This is a genomic window from Pseudomonas sp. P1_A1 (genome assembly GCF_056406935.1).
In genome coordinates this window covers 61625-76186 of sequence record NZ_JBFTZE010000027.1, presented here as the reverse complement: position 1 = coordinate 76186, position 14562 = coordinate 61625, and the positions used below count along the sequence as shown (strand labels likewise).

At 57.7% G+C, this 14562-nt stretch carries 14 protein-coding genes and 1 pseudogene; 11 read left to right on the top strand and 4 right to left on the bottom strand.

What is annotated here, in order from left to right:
* On the bottom strand, positions 1-1473 hold a 1473-nt coding region (locus AC1D2Q_RS27915), incomplete at its 3' end, for a M10 family metallopeptidase (protein WP_477815311.1).
* A gap of 216 nt (positions 1474-1689) precedes the next feature.
* Here AC1D2Q_RS27915 and AC1D2Q_RS27910 point away from each other — a divergent pair.
* Together AC1D2Q_RS27910 and AC1D2Q_RS27905 are read left to right on the top strand one after the other, a co-directional pair.
* Positions 1690-2334, top strand: a pseudogene (locus tag AC1D2Q_RS27910) (MBL fold metallo-hydrolase).
* 105 nt (positions 2335-2439) lie between these two features.
* Positions 2440-3171: a YiaD family glycine zipper/OmpA-like lipoprotein gene (locus AC1D2Q_RS27905; RefSeq protein WP_253416718.1), complete on the top strand. Its 732-nt coding sequence runs from the start codon at positions 2440-2442 to the stop codon at positions 3169-3171.
* 151 nt (positions 3172-3322) lie between these two features.
* On the opposite strand, the gene AC1D2Q_RS27900 is transcribed toward AC1D2Q_RS27905, so the two are convergent.
* Complete coding sequence (locus AC1D2Q_RS27900; RefSeq protein WP_018930114.1) at positions 3323-3757, bottom strand: Z-ring associated ZapG family protein; 435 nt, start codon at positions 3755-3757, stop codon at positions 3323-3325.
* A gap of 144 nt (positions 3758-3901) precedes the next feature.
* On the opposite strand from AC1D2Q_RS27900, the gene AC1D2Q_RS27895 reads away from it, so the two are divergent.
* From AC1D2Q_RS27895 to zapE, 3 genes are all read left to right on the top strand, one after another.
* Positions 3902-4546 carry an alpha/beta hydrolase gene (locus AC1D2Q_RS27895; protein ID WP_477815310.1) on the top strand — a complete coding sequence of 215 codons (645 nt, stop codon included), beginning with the start codon at positions 3902-3904 and terminating at the stop codon, positions 4544-4546.
* Positions 4547-4570: 24 nt separating this feature from the next.
* Positions 4571-5926, top strand: a complete 1356-nt coding sequence (locus tag AC1D2Q_RS27890) for a tryptophan--tRNA ligase (protein ID WP_477815309.1) — start codon at positions 4571-4573, stop codon at positions 5924-5926.
* 90 nt (positions 5927-6016) lie between these two features.
* Positions 6017-7111 carry a cell division protein ZapE gene (gene zapE / locus AC1D2Q_RS27885; protein WP_477815308.1) on the top strand — a complete coding sequence of 365 codons (1095 nt, stop codon included), beginning with the start codon at positions 6017-6019 and terminating at the stop codon, positions 7109-7111.
* A gap of 85 nt (positions 7112-7196) precedes the next feature.
* Here zapE and AC1D2Q_RS27880 read toward each other — a convergent pair whose 3' ends face one another.
* On the bottom strand, positions 7197-8093 hold the full coding sequence (locus AC1D2Q_RS27880; protein WP_477815312.1) for a GlxA family transcriptional regulator: 897 nt from the start codon (positions 8091-8093) through the stop codon (positions 7197-7199).
* 244 nt (positions 8094-8337) lie between these two features.
* Here AC1D2Q_RS27880 and AC1D2Q_RS27875 point away from each other — a divergent pair, with 244 nt between their 5' ends.
* On the top strand, positions 8338-9474 hold the full coding sequence (locus AC1D2Q_RS27875; RefSeq protein WP_477815307.1) for an acyl-CoA dehydrogenase family protein: 1137 nt from the start codon (positions 8338-8340) through the stop codon (positions 9472-9474).
* A 95-nt stretch (positions 9475-9569) separates the two neighbouring features.
* On the opposite strand, the gene AC1D2Q_RS27870 is transcribed toward AC1D2Q_RS27875, so the two are convergent.
* The gene (locus AC1D2Q_RS27870) at positions 9570-10610 is read right to left on the bottom strand and encodes an NADP(H)-dependent aldo-keto reductase (protein WP_477815306.1); all 1041 of its coding nucleotides are present in this window, start codon (positions 10608-10610) and stop codon (positions 9570-9572) included.
* Between the two features lie 245 nt (positions 10611-10855).
* On the opposite strand from AC1D2Q_RS27870, the gene rplM reads away from it, so the two are divergent.
* From rplM to AC1D2Q_RS27845, 5 genes are all read left to right on the top strand, one after another.
* On the top strand, positions 10856-11284 hold the full coding sequence (gene rplM / locus AC1D2Q_RS27865; protein WP_007939824.1) for a 50S ribosomal protein L13: 429 nt from the start codon (positions 10856-10858) through the stop codon (positions 11282-11284).
* Between the two features lie 14 nt (positions 11285-11298).
* Complete coding sequence (gene rpsI, locus AC1D2Q_RS27860; protein WP_003228056.1) at positions 11299-11691, top strand: 30S ribosomal protein S9; 393 nt, start codon at positions 11299-11301, stop codon at positions 11689-11691.
* Between the two features lie 268 nt (positions 11692-11959).
* Entirely contained in the window at positions 11960-12553 is a 594-nt protein-coding gene (gene petA, locus AC1D2Q_RS27855) for a ubiquinol-cytochrome c reductase iron-sulfur subunit (protein ID WP_007939825.1), read from the top strand.
* Positions 12553-13764: a cytochrome b gene (locus tag AC1D2Q_RS27850; protein ID WP_018930119.1), complete on the top strand. Its 1212-nt coding sequence runs from the start codon at positions 12553-12555 to the stop codon at positions 13762-13764. The genes petA and AC1D2Q_RS27850 overlap by 1 nt, the downstream gene beginning before the upstream one ends.
* Positions 13764-14546 carry a cytochrome c1 gene (locus AC1D2Q_RS27845; protein WP_018930120.1) on the top strand — a complete coding sequence of 261 codons (783 nt, stop codon included), beginning with the start codon at positions 13764-13766 and terminating at the stop codon, positions 14544-14546. Before AC1D2Q_RS27850 ends, AC1D2Q_RS27845 begins: the two co-directional genes overlap by 1 nt.
* The last annotated feature ends 16 nt before the right edge of the window (positions 14547-14562 follow it).

The window sequence follows — 14562 nt, the reverse complement described above, 5'->3', positions numbered from 1 at the left end:
CAGACCGCCCTGGCCGTTGAGGATGTTGTTGCCGCTGTTGCCGATCAGCACGTTGTTCAGGGCGTTGCCGACCGCGTAGATATTGTCGCTGCCGGTCAGGGTCAGGTTTTCCAGGTTGGCACCGAGGAGCCAGTTGACCGAGGACCGCACGGTGTCGATTTCGCTCGCCAGGGTGCTGGTTTCGGTGACCACGTCCTTGAGGTTATCGACGCTGTAGGTGTCATTGCCGCTGCCGCCGATCATCACATCAGCACCGGTGCCGCCCTCCAGCACGTTGTTGCCGCTGTTGCCGATCAGGCGGTTGCTCAGGGCGTTGCCGGTGGCGTCGAGGTTGTCGCTGCCGGTGAGGGTCAGGTTCTCGACGTTGTTGCCCAGGGTGTAGCTGATCGACGACGCGACCGTATCGATCTCGCTTAGCGAGGTGTTGGTTTCCACCACCACGTCACCCACGTTATCCACATAGTAACCGTCGTTGCCTGCACCGCCCATCATGACGTCTTGGCCGGCCCCGCCATTGAGAACGTTACCCAGTGCATTACCGATAAGATTATCGTCAAAGGCCGAGCCAGTAGCATTTTCGATTTTGGTGCCATAGGCGATTGCTAGCCCGTCATTGATCAGTTCCAGGTTCGCGATGTCGGCGAATGCCTTGCCGATGTTGCTGAACTCGCCCTCATTCAGGTTCAGGCTGACGGCCGCTAGTTGGTTGCTGGCATCGATCGTATCGTTGCCGCCAGCATCCCAGATGGTTTCGAACACTGATTGGTCCGGTGCCCAGCGATAGACGTTGTCGCCGGTTTGCCAAAGCATGTTGGCGCCGTAAAGCTGCTGGATAGCGAGAATATCCAGCAGCATCGGTGTCGTCGGCTGGTAGGAATACGCATTGTTGTAGCTCATGACCGTGAAATGCAAATCGTCGAGCGCAGGACTGATCACCGTGCTGTTGGATGGGCTTGCTTCGAATGGATGCTTGAGGCCCAGGGCATGCCCGATTTCATGCACAAACGTCATAAAGTCGTAGGTGCCTTTGACGGGCGTCGGATTATCCGTGTTCGGTCCGATCCAGACATCTCCGCCCAATGGGGTGTCATCTGGGGAGTAGGCCCAGGCAGCGGCGTCGTCGTCCAAATCCCAATAGCCGCCGAAACGCAAGTCGCCGGCGCTGATGATATTGTCACTGACCAGAGTGAATTTGACATTGGCCACGGCACTCCACGTGCCAAGTGCACCAGTCACGGCGTTTTGTTGGGCCGATGTCAGTGCGTAACTGTTCAGGAATTCTTGTTTGGTGCTGTACTGGGCGGAGAAGTACGATTGGCCAGGATTGACGAAACTATAGGTCAAGCGTGTCGCGAAGAAGTCGACGCCCCAGTCAGGACTCAGCCATCTAGTGCCATAAATCAGACTGTCTACCTTTGAGTCACCAGTCAGAAAAGAAGACCAAGTTAATACGTAACCAAGAGGAGACGACATCTGAATATCCTGAGTGAGTTTGCGACCTTCCTGTATGTGGCCGCTACAAAGAAGCAATTTTGCACCAGAGTCAGTGTCAAATGATATCACGTGGCCATTATTTTTTTATTTGATGGCGTCAAAAAACTGACCGGTAAATCTGTGTCGGCGTGCGCCAGTGAATCTTGAGGAATGCGCGCTGGTATCCTGTTCGAAATTGACTAATCAGGACCTCCCATGAACGCGCCGACCCCAGCGCTGATCCGCGAAACCTTCCCCGTCGGCCCTTTGCAGTGCAACTGCACAATCATCGGCGACCCGATCACCAAAAAAGCCATCGTCGTCGACCCGGGCGGCAATCACGAGCTGATCCTCGCGCGCCTCGACGCCTTGGGCCTGAAGGTAGTCAGCATCATCCACACCCACGCGCACCTCGATCACTTCCTGGCTTCCGGTCAGTTGAAGGAGAAAACCGGCGCGACCCTGCACCTGCATAAAGAAGATCAATTTCTCTAGGACAATCTGGAGATGCAGTGCCAGATGTTCGGTGTGCCTTACACCCCGGTGCCATCGCCGGATCGCTGGTTGGCCGACGAAGAAGAGCTGGCCTGCGGTTGTGGTGTGGCGTTGCACACGCCGGGTCATACGCCAGGTTCCATGAGCTTTTGGTTTTCTGAAGCTAAGCTGCTGATTGCCGGTGACACACTGTTCAAGCGCGGGGTAGGGCGCACGGATTTGTGGGGCGGCGATCAGGCGACGCTCGTGCGGTCGATCAAGCAGCGGTTGTATACCCTCGATGAAGAGGCAATCGTGGTGGCCGGGCATGGTCCGGACACCTGTCTGGGCGATGAAATGCGCGGTAACCCCTTCGTGCGAGCTTGAAGGGCACTGACGGAATTTTTGTCGTTGCCAGTGATCCAACGCCCGCAAAGGTTCATTGCTTAAGTCCGTTGCACCACAGAATGCAAAAAAAGTAGGAGCTCCTCCATGTTCACCTCGCGTCGTTTGATTGTTGTCGCTACTGCGGTGGCTCTGTTGTCCGGTTGTGCATCGCCGAACCCTTATGACAACCAGGGTCAGGCTGATGGCAGCTCCACGGGCATGAGCAATACCGCCAAATACGGTGGCCTCGGCGCCCTGGCCGGTGCGCTGGCCGGTGCTGCCATCAGTCACGATAACCGTGGCAAGGGCGCGCTGATTGGCGCTGCCGTGGTAGGCGCTTCCGCCGCCGGTTACGGTTACTACGCCGACCAGCAGGAGAAAAAGCTGCGGGCCAGCATGGCCAATACCGGGGTTGAAGTGCAGCGTCAGGGCGATCAGATCAAGCTGATCATGCCGGGCAACATCACCTTCGCCACCGATTCGGCGAACATCGCGTCGAGCTTCTATCAGCCGCTGAACAATCTGGCGGGCTCGCTCAAGGAGTTCAACCAGAACCAGATCGAGATCGTCGGCTACACCGACAGCACCGGCAGCCGCCAGCACAACATGGACCTGTCCCAGCGTCGCGCCCAGAGCGTGGCGACCTACCTGACCTCACAGGGTGTCAGCGGCGCCAATCTGTCGGCACGTGGTGCAGGGCCGGATAACCCGATTGCCAGCAACGGCGATACCAATGGCCGGGCACAGAACCGCCGCGTCGAGGTCAACCTGAAGGCTATTCCGGGCCAGCAATACGGTGGTCAGCAACAGCAAGGCACTGTTCAGCAGTACCCATGAGAGGCTGACCTCTCCCTGAAATGAAAATGCCCGATCCTTAAAAGATCGGGCATTTTTTTGTTCCGCTTGTTCAGGCGATGAAAACTTCAGAATAAAAAAAGCCCCCGGACAATCACTCGTCCGAGGGCTTTTTGTGTCGCGCGAAACCTGATTACTTCTTCAGGCCGTAATGCTCATCGAGCATGCCCGGCGCGTTCGGGGCTTTGGGAGCGTAATCGCGAGGCGGTTCCTGATCGCGCGGTGGCGTCAGGCGTTCCCGTGGAGCCTGCACCGCGTCGGCGTGCAGGGCCGCCAGCAAGCGTTGGCGAGTCTGCTCGTCCAGGGCCAGGCGGTTGGCACCCTCGGCGAGATGATCCTGCACTTCCTGATAGCTCTGAGTCAGTTTCTTGACCAGGGATGCAGTGCTGTTGAAGTGGGTGACCACTTCGTTCTGATACTTGTCAAAACGTTCCTGAATATCATCCAGCTGACGTTGCGTGCTGCTCGGAGCGGCATTCGGCACCAGGCGAGCGATCAGGAATCCAATGGCGACACCCACAACCAGGGCAAGAGTCGGTAACAACCAAACTAAGAGCGAGTGTTCCACGAGTCCTTCCTCTATAAACGGCTTTGCTTTACGTTAACGGCTCGAACCTGCGCTGTATACCGCGATTCACTCGCAATAGATTGGCACAGACAATTTGCTAGACGAGTCGACCCGATTCGAGGTCACGGAGTTCCTTCCTTGCTTATGCGCGAAACCCCTGTAGTGATTGATGGCCCGGTGGGCCAACTGGAAGCTCTGTATCTGGAAAACAAGAGCCTGGACAATGAACACCCCCGCGGCTTGGCGCTGATCTGCCATCCGAACCCGGTGCAGGGCGGCACCATGCTCAACAAAGTCGTATCGACCTTGCAGCGTACCGCGCGGGACGCCGGTTTGATTACCTTGCGTTTCAACTACCGTGGCGTTGGCGCCAGTGAAGGCTCGCACGACATGGGCTCCGGCGAAGTCGACGATGCCCAGGCAGCGGCCGAGTGGCTGCGCGCCAAACATCCTGAATTACCTTTGACCCTGTTCGGCTTCTCCTTCGGCGGTTTTGTTGCAGCCAGTCTCGGCGGACGCCTGGAGGCCAAGGGTGAGCAGATCAAGCATCTGTTCATGGTCGCGCCTGCGGTCATGCGTCTGGGCGATCAGGATCAACTGCCGCACCAAGGTACATTGACCCTGATCCAGCCGGAAACCGACGAAGTGATCGATCCGCAACTCGTTTACGATTGGTCCGACTCACTCGATCGCCCCCATGAGCTGCTGAAAGTGGCAGAATGCGGACACTTTTTTCATGGCAAGCTGACCGATCTCAAGGATCTGATCCTGCCGCGTCTTTCGAATTGATTGCAGTCTGACAAGCGATTACCCATGACGACTCGTACCCGTATCCTCACCGGCATCACCACCACTGGCACGCCGCACCTGGGCAACTACGCCGGCGCCATCCGCCCGGCGATCATCGCCAGCCGTGACAGCAATGCCGATTCGTTCTACTTCCTGGCCGACTACCACGCCCTGATCAAATGCGATGACCCGCTGCGCATCCAGCGCTCGCGTCTGGAAATTGCCGCGACCTGGCTGGCCGGTGGCCTGGACGTGGACCGGGTGACGTTCTATCGCCAGTCCGACATCCCGGAAATCCCGGAGCTGACCTGGCTGCTGACCTGCGTGGCCGCCAAGGGCTTGCTCAACCGCGCCCATGCCTACAAGGCGTCGGTGGACAAGAACGTCGAGAATGGCGAAGACCCGGATGCGGGTATCACCATGGGTCTGTACAGTTACCCGGTGCTGATGGCCGCGGACATTCTGATGTTCAACGCCCACAAGGTGCCGGTCGGCCGTGACCAGATCCAGCACGTGGAAATGGCCCGTGACATCGGCCAGCGCTTCAACCACTTGTTCGGCCAGGGCAAGGAGTTCTTCACCATGCCCGAAGCGCTGATCGAGGAAAGCGTCGCCACGCTGCCAGGTCTCGATGGTCGCAAGATGTCGAAGAGCTACGACAACACCATTCCGTTGTTCAGCAGCGCCAAAGAGATGAAAGACGCGATTTCGCGGATCGTGACCGACTCCCGCGCCCCGGGCGAAGCCAAAGATCCGGACAACTCGCACCTGTTCACCTTGTTCCAGGCTTTCGCTACGCCGGCACAAGCCGACGAGTTCCGCAGCGAATTGCTCCAGGGCCTGGGTTGGGGCGAGGCGAAGAATCGCCTGTTCCAGTTGCTGGACAACGAGTTGGGCGAGTCCCGCGATCGTTATCACCAGTTGATCGGCCGCCCGGCAGACCTGGAAGACATCCTGCAGCTCGGCGCCAAAAAGGCGCGTGCCGTGGCCACGCCGTTCCTCAACGAACTGCGTGAAGCGGTCGGCCTGCGTTCTTTCGTCGCCCAGACTCAAGTCGCTGCCACCACCAAGAAGAAAGCCGCGAAAGCCGCGCGTTTTGTCAGCTTCCGTGAAGACGATGGCAGTTTCCGCTTCCGTCTGCTGGCGGCCGATGGCGAGCAGCTGCTGCTGTCGCGCCACTTCGCCGATGGCAAAACCGCAGGTCAGGTGACCAAGCAACTGCAATCCGGCCAGCCATTGGACGTGCGCAGTGAAGACCTGAGCTTCAGCGTCTGGCTGGAAGGCGAGTGCGTGGCCGACAGCCCGGCCTTCGCCGACAGCGCTGCTCGCGAGGCTGCCATCGGCGCGTTGCGGGTTGCACTGACACCGGTTCAGGAATAAACAACGGTTCGGTCCGACCAAGGGCCGATTGCCATTCCCACGGGCCGTCGCTACAGTGACGGCCCGTTTTTGTTGCCTTGCTAACGAATTATGACGCCCCTAGAACGATACCAAGCTGATCTGAAACGCCCGGAATTCTTCCACGATGCTGCGCAGGAAACGGCAGTGCGTCATTTGCAGCGCTTGTACGACGATCTGGTCGCGGCCTCGCAGAACAAACCGGGCCTGCTCGGCAAACTGTTTGGCAAGAAGGACCAGGCGCCGGTCAAGGGCCTGTACTTCTGGGGCGGCGTGGGTCGCGGCAAGACTTACCTGGTCGACACCTTCTTCGAAGCGCTGCCGTTCAAGGAAAAGACCCGCACTCACTTCCACCGCTTCATGAAGCGCGTGCACGAAGAGATGAAGACTCTGGGCGGCGAGAAAAACCCGCTGACGATCATCGCCAAGCGCTTTTCCGACGAGACGCGAGTGATCTGTTTCGATGAGTTCTTCGTCTCCGACATCACCGACGCCATGATCCTTGGCACGCTGATGGAAGAGCTGTTCAAGAACGGCGTGACCCTGGTCGCGACCTCGAACATCGTGCCGGACGGTCTGTACAAGGACGGCCTGCAACGTGCGCGTTTCCTGCCGGCCATTGCACTGATCAAGCAGAACACCGAAATCGTCAACGTCGACAGCGGCGTCGATTACCGTCTGCGTCACCTCGAGCAAGCGGAGCTGTTCCACTTCCCGCTGGACGAGGCCGCCCAGGAAAGCCTGCGCAAGAGCTTCCGGGCCCTGACACCGGAATGCACGGCAGCCATCGAGAACGACGTACTGGTGATCGAGAACCGTGAAATTCGTGCCGTGCGCACCTGCGATGACGTGGCCTGGTTCGACTTCCGTGAACTCTGCGACGGCCCACGCAGCCAGAACGATTACATCGAGCTGGGTAAGATCTTCCACGCAGTATTGCTCAGCAATGTCGAGCAAATGAGCGTCACCACCGACGACATCGCCCGACGTTTTATCAACATGGTCGACGAGTTCTACGACCGTAACGTGAAGCTGATCATCTCCGCCGAAGTCGAGCTTAAAGACCTCTACACCGGCGGTCGCCTGACCTTCGAGTTCCAGCGCACGCTTAGCCGCTTGCTGGAAATGCAGTCTCACGAATTCCTGTCCCGGGCGCACAAGCCGTAGGACATTTCGGAAAATAAAAAAGGGCCTGCATTGCAGGCCCTTTTTTATGCGCGCTGAAGAGCCAATCTGGATTGGTGTCTAGCCCTTAAGCTGCTTGTTGAAACTGCTGCCGATACTGATTCGGCGACAACTCCGTATGCTGGCGGAACAGCCGGGCGAAGAAGCTCGCATCGTCGTATCCGACTTCATAGCTGATGGTCTTGATGCTCTTGCGGCTGCCGGACAATAAGCCCTTGGCGGTCTCGATGCGCAGGCGTTGCAGGTAATGCAGCGGTTTATCGCCGGTGGCGGTCTGGAAGCGTCGCATGAAGTTGCGGATGCTCATGCCGTGTTCGCGGGCCACGTCTTCGAAGCGGAATTTATCGGCGAAGTGTTCTTCGAGCCAATGCTGGATCTGCAGGATGATCACATCCTGGTGCAGTTTCTGCCCGCCGAAACCGATCCGCCCCGGCGCATAGCTGCGTTGCACTTCGTAGAGAATGTCGCGGGCCACGGCCTGGGCCACGTTGGCACCGCAAAAGCGCTCGATCAGGTAAATGTAGAGGTCGCAGGCCGAGGTGGTGCCGCCGGCGCAATACAGGTTGTCGGCGTCGGTCAGGTGCTTGTCCTGATTGAGATGAACCTGCGGGAAGCGCTCGGCGAAAGCATTGAAGAAGCGCCAGTACGTGGTCGCTTCCTTGCCGTTGAGCAGCCCGGCTTCGGCGAGCCAGAACACCCCCGTGGCCTCGCCACACAGCACTGCCCCGCGGGCGTGTTGTTCGCGCAGCCACGGCAGGACCTGTGGATAACGTTTGCAGAGCGTGTCGAAATCGTCCCAGAAGGCGGGGAGGATGATGACGTCGGCATTTTCCAGGCCGCCGTCCACCGGCATGATCACGTCGCTGAAGCTGTTCACCGGTTTGCCGTCGGGGCTGACCAGTCGGGTTTCGAACACCGGTGTCAGGCCGTGGCCCAGTTGTTTGCCATAGCGCAGGCTGGCCAGGTGGAAGAAATCCTTGGCTTGCATGAGGGTGGAAGCGAAAACCCGGTCGATAGCCAGGATGCTGACGCGCCGCAAGGGCTTGGAGGCTTGGTTAGACATAATTCAACTTTATTCTTATAGGGGAAAGTGGTCACCAGACGGCTGGATCGTCTTATTTTTTGTCGGATGTGTCCAGTGTCCCGTATCGGAAGCGAGGCTTAGTCTCTGAAGGTCAATTCCGTCTGACAATAACGACAGGTGCCCCATGATCCCCAGAACCTTGTTCAGCCCCGAGCACGAACTTTTTCGCGATAGCGTGCGAACGTTCCTCGAAAAAGAGGCCGTGCCGTTCCATGGGCAATGGGAAAAACAAGGCTATATCGACCGCAATCTCTGGAACAAGGCGGGGGAGGCGGGGATGCTCTGTTCGCATCTGCCGGAAGAATACGGCGGGCTTGGGACAGACTTTCTCTACAGCGCAGTGGTGATCGAGGAGGTCGGTCGTCTGGGGCTGACCGGGATCGGCTTTTCTCTTCATTCGGACATTGTTGCGCCTTATATCCTGCATTACGGCAGTGAGGCGCTGAAACACAAATACCTGCCCAGGCTGGTGTCTGGCGAGATGGTCACAGCGATTGCCATGACCGAGCCGGGTGCCGGCTCCGACCTGCAAGGGGTGAAGACTACCGCGGTGCTGGAGGGCGACGAATACGTGATCAACGGTTCGAAGACTTTCATCACCAACGGCTTTCTGGCTGACCTGGTGATCGTTGTGGCCAAGACTGATCCGAAGGCGGGAGCGAAGGGCACCAGTCTGTTTCTGGTGGAGGCCAACACGCCGGGTTTCGCCAAGGGTAAGCGCCTGGAAAAGGTCGGCATGAAGGCTCAGGACACCTCGGAACTGTTCTTTCAGGACGTTCGGGTGCCCAAGGAAAACCTGCTGGGGCAAGCCGGGATGGGCTTTGCTTACCTGATGCAGGAATTACCGCAGGAACGCTTGACGGTCGCGGTGGGCGGCTTGGCATCAGCCGAAGCGGCGTTGCAATGGACGCTGGATTACACCCGTGAACGCAAGGCCTTCGGCAAGGCCATCGCCGACTTCCAGAACACCCGCTTCAAGCTCGCTGAAATGGCGACCGAGATCCAGATCGGTCGGGTCTTCGTCGATCGCTGCCTGGAACTGCATCTGCAAGGCAAACTCGACGTGCCGACGGCGGCGATGGCCAAATACTGGGGCACCGACCTGCAATGCAAGGTGCTCGACGAATGCGTGCAGTTGCATGGCGGTTACGGATTCATGTGGGAATATCCGATCGCCCGGGCATGGGCGGATGCGCGGGTGCAGCGGATTTATGCCGGGACCAATGAAATCATGAAGGAGATTATTGCGCGGTCGCTTTGAATCTCTGTGAGGGCTGAAAAGATCGCAGCCTGCGGGTGTACGTCGATGCATGTAGGAGCTGCCGCAGGCTGCGATCTTTTTAGAATCACTGAAGATTACGGCGCAGGATTCGGCTGATCCTGGTGAATCGCCTCAATGCCTGCCAGCACTTCATCCGACAGCTTCAAATCGACGCTGGCAATGTTGCTGTCCAGTTGCTCAAGCGTGGTGGCGCCAATGATGTTGCTGGTCACGAATGGCTGTTGTGTGACGAACGCCAGCGCCATCTGCGCCGGGTCCAGGCCGTGTTTACGGGCCAGTGCCACGTAACGACTGCACGCTGCTTCCGACTGTGGGTTGAAATAGCGGCTGAAGCGGCTGTAGAGGCTCAGGCGACCTTTGGGCGGACGCGCGCCACCTTCGTACTTGCCCGACAGAAAGCCGAACGCCAGTGGCGAGTAGGCCAGTAAGCCACATTGTTCGCGGATGGCAATTTCCGCCAGGCCGATTTCGAAGCTGCGATTGAGCAGGTTGTAGGGGTTCTGGATGGATACCGCGCGGGGCCAGCCACGGGCTTCGGCGAGGGCGAGGAAACGCATGGTGCCCCACGGGGTTTCGTTGGACAGGCCGATGTGGCGGATCTTGCCGGCCTTGACCTGCTCGTCCAGCGCCTCGAGGGTGTCTTCCAGTGGCGTCAGATTGGCTTCTATCTTGTGCTTGTAGCCGAGCTGACCGAAGAAATTGGTGCTGCGTTCCGGCCAGTGCAACTGATACAGGTCGATGTAGTCGGTTTGCAGGCGCTTGAGGCTGGCGTCCACGGCTTCGCTGATGTGTTGGCGGTTGTGCCGCAGGTTTTTGTCGCGAATGTAGTCGATGGTGTTGCCGGGGCCGGCGATCTTGCTCGCCAGGATCCAGTCGGCGCGATCGCCGCGACTTTTGAAGTAGTTGCCGATGTAGCGCTCAGTGGTGGCGTAGGTGTCGGCCTTGGGCGGCACCGGGTACATCTCGGCGGTGTCGATGAAATTGATCCCGGCGCCCTTGGCGCGTTCGATCTGGGCGAAGGCTTCAGCCTCGCTGTTTTGCTCGCCCCAGGTCATGGTGCCGAGGCAGAGTGCACTCACGTTCAGATCGGTACGGCCTAGCTGGCGATAGTCCATCGGGTGCTCCTTGGGCAAAACAATCATAAAAGCAGGTTGAAATATTTTTCGCAATCTGCATAATTGCGCACCTCTTTCTGCAGTGGAAGTGATGCGCCGCCGCCGAAGAATCTTGCCGTTGAACGGACGCGCCGACCCGAGCCCCCGAAAGCGTCTGTATCCGGCTGCCTTTGACTTGTCAAAGTACGCACTATTCAGTAAGATCCGCCGTCTAATTTACAGGGCGGCCCCTGAGGCTATAAAGAATGAAAACTTTTACTGCTAAACCGGAAACAGTAAAGCGCGACTGGTTTGTCGTCGACGCTGCTGGTCAGACCCTGGGTCGTCTGGCCACTGAAATCGCGAGCCGTCTGCGTGGCAAGCACAAGGCTGAGTACACTCCTCACGTCGACACCGGCGACTACATCGTCGTAATCAACGCTGAGCAAGTACGTGTTACTGGCGCTAAAACCACTGACAAAATGTACTACTCCCACTCCGGTTTCCCGGGCGGCATCAAGTCGATCAACTTCGAAAAGCTGATCGCTAAAGCCCCTGAGCGCGTGATCGAGACCGCGGTCAAAGGCATGCTGCCTAAGAACCCGCTGGGTCGCGACATGTATCGTAAGCTGAAAGTCTATGCGGGCGCTGCTCACCCTCATACTGCTCAGCAGCCCCAAGAACTGAAGTTTTAACGGAATAGTTCATTATGTCGGCGACTCAAAATTACGGCACTGGCCGTCGCAAGACTGCAACCGCACGYGTTTTCCTGCGTCCGGGCACTGGTAACATCTCCATCAACAACCGTTCGCTGGATAATTTCTTCGGCCGCGAAACTGCCCGCATGGTAGTTCGTCAGCCGCTGGAATTGACTGAGACTGTCGAGAAGTTCGACATCTACGTCACCGTGATCGGCGGTGGTGTAAGTGGTCAAGCTGGCGCAATCCGCCACGGTATCACTCGCGCTCTGATGGACTACGACGAAACTCTGCGTTCTGCTCTGCGCAAAGCTGGCTTCGTAACCCGCGATGCACGTGAAGTTGAACGTAAGAAAGTCGGTCTGCGTAAAGCGCGTAAGCGTCCGCAGTACTCGAAGCGTTAATTCGCTTTCACGTTCAAAAAGAACGCCCAGTTTCCTCGCGAAGCTGGGCGTTTTTTTATGGGTGCGATTTATTCAACGAATTACGCTGTGACAACTTGCCACATCCGTAGAGGCCCTATACTGCAAGGCTTGGCAGTGGAGCCCTTCGGTAATTACCTTGTCAGAATTGGGGCTTTTCATTACCATTCGGCAAAATTTTTATAAGTTCAGATTTTTACTTAGTAGACGCCTGATTTAACAGGCCACAAAGCTGATGGGAGAGGACTGAATGAGCAATGACGGCGTGAATGCAGGCCGGCGTCGCTTCTTGGTAGCAGCCACATCCGTGGTGGGTGCTGCAGGAGCGGTGGGGGCTGCGGTCCCGTTCGTGGGGTCATGGTTTCCCAGTGCCAAGGCGAAAGCCGCAGGTGCACCGGTGAAAGTGAATGTCAGCAAAATCGAGCCAGGCCAGCAAATGATTGCTGAGTGGCGCGGCCAGCCGGTGTTCATCGTCCGCCGTACCGAGGAAATCCTGGGGAATCTGAAAAAGATTGAGGGCCAGTTGTCTGACCCCGCCTCCAAGAACTCGACGCAACCGACCTATGTCGACCCGCAGACGCGTTCGATCAAACCAGAAGTTCTGCTGCTGATCGGCATCTGCACTCACTTGGGTTGCTCACCGACCTTCCGTCCGGAAGTAGCACCTGCCGATCTGGGCAAGGATTGGGTCGGGGGCTATTTCTGCCCTTGCCACGGTTCCCACTACGATTTGGCTGGCCGCGTCTACAAGTCGCAACCCGCGCCTTTGAACCTGCCAGTTCCCCCGCATTCCTATGAGACCGATGACATCATTGTCGTTGGCGTCGATACGGAGAAAGCGTGATGAGCAAGTTCATGGATTGGGTTGATGCGCGCTTCCCCGCGACCAAAATGTGGGAAGACCATCTCAGCAAGTATTACGCCCCGAAGAACTTCAACTTCTTCTATTTCTTTGGCTCCCTGGCGCTGCTCGTTCTGGTCAACCAGATCGTTACCGGTGTCTGGCTGACCATGAGCTACACCCCGTCGGCGGAAGAAGCATTCGCTTCCGTCGAATACATCATGCGCGACGTCGAGTACGGCTCGATCCTGCGTCTGCTGCACTCCACCGGCGCTTCGGCGTTCTTCATCGTGGTTTATCTGCACATGTTCCGTGGCCTGCTCTACGGTTCGTACCAGAAGCCGCGTGAGTTGGTGTGGGTGTTCGGCATGCTGATCTACCTGGCGCTGATGGCTGAGGCCTTCATGGGTTACCTGCTGCCGTGGGGCCAGATGTCCTACTGGGGCGCCCAGGTGATCATCTCGCTGTTCGGTGCGATCCCGGTCATCGGTAACGACCTGACCCAGTGGATCCGTGGTGACTATCTGATTTCCGGTATTACCCTGAACCGTTTCTTCGCCTTGCATGTGGTGGCCTTGCCGATCGTGATCCTCGGCCTGGTGGTGCTGCACATTCTGGCGTTGCACGAAGTGGGTTCGAACAACCCGGACGGCGTGGACATCAAGAAACACAAAGACGAAAACGGCGTACCGCTGGACGGCATTGCCTTCCATCCGTACTACACCGTGAAAGATATCGTCGGCGTCGTGGTGTTCCTGTTCATCTTCTGCGCGATCGTGTTCTTCTTCCCGGAAATGGGTGGTTACTTCCTCGAGAAGCCGAACTTTGAAGTGGCGAACGCCTTCAAGACCCCTGAGCACATCGCTCCGGTCTGGTACTTCACGCCGTTCTACGCGATTCTGCGGGCAGTTCCGGACAAGCTCCTGGGTGTTGTTGCCATGGGTGCTTCGATTGCCTTGCTGTTCGTCCTGCCCTGGCTTGACCGTAGCCCGGTCAAGTCCATGCGCTACAAGGGCTGGCTGAGCAAGATCTGGCTCTGGGTATTCTGCATCTCCTTCGTGATCCTTGGCTGGCTGGGCGTCATGGCGCCTACCCCGGAACGTACGTTGCTGTCGCAGGTTTGTACCTTCCTGTACTTCGCCTACTTCATTCTGATGCCGTTCTACACCAGGCTCGAGAAGACCAAACCGGTTCCGGAAAGGGTGACTGGCTGATGAAAAAACTATTTGCTGTACTGATTCTTGCTGCTCTGCCAGCACTGTCCTTCGCGGCCGAACACGGTGGCCCAGAGCTGGAAAAAGTCGACATCGACGTTTCCGACAAGGCTGCCATGCAGGATGGCGCGCGTACGTTCGCCAACTATTGCATGGGCTGCCACAGTGCCAAGTTCCAGCGCTACGAGCGTGTCGCCGATGACCTGGGCATTCCTCACGAGCTGATGCTCGAGAAGCTGGTGTTCACTGGCGCCAAGATCGGCGATCACATGAGCATCGGCATGCAACCGGCTGACGCCAAGACCTGGTTTGGTGCAGCGCCACCCGACCTGACACTGGTGGCTCGTGTTCGTGGCACAGATTGGCTCTATGGCTACCTGCGTTCGTTCTATGAAGACCCGTCGCGTCCATGGGGCGTGAACAACAAGGTGTTCCCGAACGTCGGCATGCCTAACGTTCTGGTCGGCTTGCAGGGTCGTCAGGTGGTAGGCTGTAAACAGGTTCAAGTCGTCGATGATGGCAAGAAGCAATTCGATCCGCTGACCGGCACCGCTTTGACTCATGAAGCCTGCGATCAACTGACTGTATTGCCGAAAACCGGCACGCTGACCGAAGAGCAGTTCAACGAGAAGGTCAAGAATCTGGTGACCTTCCTGGCCTACTCGGCCAACCCGGTGAAGCTGCAGCATCAGCGCATCGGTACCTATGTGTTGCTGTACCTGGCGTTCTTCTTCGTATTCGCTTACTTGCTCAAGCGTGAATACTGGAAAGACGTCCATTGATAACGTTGTAAGCCAT